Origin of the sequence: Rhodococcus sp. (in: high G+C Gram-positive bacteria) (genome assembly GCF_049286785.1) — a bacterium.
Lineage (GTDB): Bacteria > Actinomycetota > Actinomycetes > Mycobacteriales > Mycobacteriaceae > Rhodococcus_F.
This window is the reverse complement of record NZ_JBAQEO010000453.1, coordinates 1-3014: the sequence shown is the minus strand read 5'-3', so window position 1 is coordinate 3014 and position 3014 is coordinate 1. Positions and strand designations below refer to the sequence as shown.

Annotated in this window: 3 protein-coding genes; 2 read left to right on the top strand and 1 reads right to left on the bottom strand. The window is 61.5% G+C overall.

The window, feature by feature from the left end; genetic code table 11:
- Positions 1-527, top strand: a 527-nt coding sequence (locus tag WAW17_RS16550) for an alpha/beta hydrolase (RefSeq protein ID WP_422334033.1), incomplete at its 5' end; no start/stop codon positions are given.
- On the top strand, positions 524-1084 hold the full coding sequence (locus tag WAW17_RS16545; protein ID WP_422334032.1) for an LppA family lipoprotein: 561 nt from the start codon (positions 524-526) through the stop codon (positions 1082-1084). The genes WAW17_RS16550 and WAW17_RS16545, both read left to right, overlap by 4 nt.
- Positions 1085-1848: 764 nt before the next feature.
- Here WAW17_RS16545 and WAW17_RS16540 read toward each other — a convergent pair.
- The coding region (locus WAW17_RS16540) for a hypothetical protein (protein ID WP_422334031.1) at positions 1849-3014 on the bottom strand (1166 nt) is incomplete at its 5' end.

Here is a 3014-nt window from a genome sequence, read left to right as displayed (position 1 = left end):
GGAACTTCGACACCGTTCGCGGCGGCGTCGACGTCGCGTCCACCGATCGTGCCACCGACGGCGCGACGAATCTTGCCGGATTCCTCAACGGCCTCGATGCGGCGTCGCAGAAAGACGACCCACACCTCACCGCACTCGGGCATTCATACGGATCGTTGACCACGGGGCTTGCGCTGCAGGAGCCCGGCGGCGCTCCCGTCGACGACGTCGTCTTCTATGGTTCACCGGGTGTCGAGGCGAGCAGCGAAGCCGATCTCGGGCTGGAGCCTGGCCACGTTTACGCGATGGAAGCCGACGACGACCGGTTCGTACCCGAGATGGGCAAGACCGGTCGCTTCGGCCCGGACCCATCCGTGATCTTCCCGAATCTGTCGGTAAGCGACGGCGTCAGCCCCGACGGTGTGCACCGCGACGCGGCCCATGGACATTCCGAGTACGCACGTCCCGACGCCGAAGGGAACAGCCGGATGTCGGGATACAACCTGGCTGTCGTCGTGGCCGGCCTACCGGACCTGGTGGTGCGATGACAAGCAGACGTTTATTGGTAGCGGGACTCGCGGTGGTGGGACTCGTTCTCGCCGCATGTGGAGGATCCGACAATGTGGTGGAAGGGCTGAACGCGATGAGTTCCGGAGAGATCGACGCAGTCGAGGATCGGATGCGCGCGTTGCCGTCGATAGAGGCAACGGAAGCGCAAGTCACCGAAGCGATCGAGCAGATGAGTGCGGCGGCATCCTCTGTCCACCCGAGCCTGGGCTGGGAGTGGGCGAGAGAACGCAACGAAGGGACATGCCCCGGGGAGGGCGCAGGTACGAGGGGGATCTCGGTATTCACCGCCAGCAGGTTCTCCGCGGTTCCGATCAGTGACACCAGTTGGCCTGCCGTCCTGGACGCAGTACAAACTATTGCCGAGTCGATGGGTTTGCACGACATCACCGTTCGCGTCGATCAGCCCGGCCGGCACGACGTTCAACTCCACAGCCCAGACGGGCGAACCATCACAGTCGGCACATACAAGGCGGCCTCGATATCCGCCGACACCGGGTGCAGACTCCGGGCGTCGGACCTGACGGGCGCTCCGTAAGTGTGCGGCCGAGACGACGTGACGAAACCGCTGGCAGCGTACACACTCCCACTCGTCGAGTGGTGCGGTCCGCGCTGGGGCGCCACCATCGAACAGGCTCGTGATTCGCGCATGAGCCTCGCCGCAGTAAGCCGCAAGCGTCCGGCCGGTGCCGAGGACTTCGTCGGGATTGATGCACACCATCGAATGCCTACCTCACCGAGTCTGTTCCGGACGAGCGAGCATCGTCAAATCCGGCGAGGGATCCACACCTTGTGGCGAACGTTACGGGGTGGTCGCGACGAAGATGTGGACATAGGTTATCGGCGGTTCCCGCTTGTCAACCCGTATGTGCCGCGCGGTCCGCTGACCGTCGGGCGAGTGGCTTCGGTCATTTCCGCTGACGACCAAAGGCGATTCAGAGAGTTCGGGTCCCGCAGCAACATTCGGGTACTGAATGAACCCTTCCCCCAGGGGTGCCGTGAATTGTGACATGGCGAGTAGTTCGTCGACTCCGGCCGCATCCGTTGTTATCGACAAATCGTATGACTCGTCCATGCCGGTCTGATGCTTGACGCCGAGAACTTCCGCCCTATCGGGAAGCACAATTCCACCGAACTCCACTGCCGCCGCGATGTCTACGGCATCGGTTGACACTGCGTCACCGCTCCGTGGGCGGTCTCCTTCGGCGCATGAGACGCATAGTAGGGCGACTGCTGCGGCGAGGGACGCAGCACAGAACTTCGCTGATCCTCTCCCTTGCATCAGTTGTGGCGTTCGCATGGCTACCTTCCGGGGTCTGATCGGGTTCCGTCGCGATTGTCCGGCGCATTTGGCAATTCGATCGGTACGCCGTTCGCAGGCAAGGCGCCGTCGAAATGCTTGACGCTGGACGACCCGGTCAAATTGAATTCTTGTGCGAGCCCAGATGTATGAAGTTCACCCATGCTCGCGTCGGTAACGGTGACTCCAGCGATTTCGGTCGACTTGGATCCATCCCAGTTGTAGCGGTCGAACACATGGGTCTGGTAGTCCACCGTGACCCGCGGTTCGCCGCCGGGCACATCTGGGGGATTGACCGTAACAACTCCGCTCGCAGAATTCTCCATCGATCCGATTGCGTAGAACCAATCGGGTTGCGTCTCCTGATCGAAGGTGGAGTCGCGCCACTCGGTTTGGAATTGAACTGGCTGACCGTAATTCCCACTCGCAACTGTTTCTGCCGCGATCCGCTGAACCTCGGAGTTGACCATGCTGTCAGTCAGTAGCCGGACGGTAGGATCGTCACGCATCACCTCATCCGGATCGACGGTGTAATCGTCTCCCGAATTTCCCAGATAGTGACGCAGATGCGCTGCGGCATTGGTCCAGCCGACAGCGTCTGCTGCAGAGGCGGCTTCCGCTACTGTCTTCTTGAAGATCAGGTCGTCACCTCGGGCATACCAAGGTTGGGAGCCATGAGCTGCTTGTCCGGAGTCGGTGGACGGGGGTCGCGGAGGTCCAGGGATGCCTGGAGATGGCGTGGCGTTGCCGTCAACTTCGCCCCCCGTGGGCAGGTCTGCCGTTCTGTCGCCAGCTGTTCGCTCATAAGCTCGATCGGAATCATCGAGGTCGGCAATCGCATTCGTGATCTTCTCCTGCCACACTGCGGCAGTCGATTCTAGTTGTGCCATCTCGCCCGAATTGACAACGGTGGGTTGTATCCCCACGCTCCAGTCCTCATTAGTCATGAAGCCGTCTGCTTCTGCGGCACCAACCAACGTGAGCACGCGCTCACGAGCCCACGCCAACTCGTCGGCGCACTTGCGGCTGGTCTCGGCCAATTGCTGGGCAACGAGGGCGATTCTGGTCGCAAAGTCCTTCTCGGCGCTTACCCGAGTGAATGCTGATTTCTGGGCTCGCCCGGTCCAGGTGCCACTAAAGTCGAGTTGATCCATCATTAAACCTGGAT